Here is a 305-nt window from a genome sequence, read left to right on the forward strand (position 1 = left end):
TCCTCATCAGTATCCGTTACAGCCGAATCGAAGTATTCCTCATCCATACTGTCAAACTCGAAATCACTGTCGATCTCGTCATCCGAGTCGAAATCAATAGCCTCCGCTACTTCGATCTTGACTTGGAATATAGCCGGCAGCCTGGCTTCCTGGTCATAAAAGCTAACGTCAGCATTTAGCAGTGCTGCGAAGCAGGGGTCGGCTTCTATGAAAGCGATATCTGGATTTCCGAGCCACAGCCGGCGACCTCCTTCGTAAGCCAGTAACCAGTTGTTCCCTTTGAGTGCCTGATCTGTGAGCGGTAG

The 305-nt window shown here is 50.2% G+C and carries 1 protein-coding gene; it reads right to left on the reverse strand.

Translation table 11 applies throughout. The features are described 5' to 3' along the window. A partial coding sequence (locus SB772_RS39920) for a hypothetical protein (protein ID WP_410838509.1) occupies positions 1-305 on the reverse strand: 305 nt, incomplete at both ends.

The sequence above is a fragment of the Paraburkholderia sp. SIMBA_030 genome, assembly GCF_046535245.1.
Classification (GTDB): Bacteria; Pseudomonadota; Gammaproteobacteria; order Burkholderiales; family Burkholderiaceae; genus Paraburkholderia.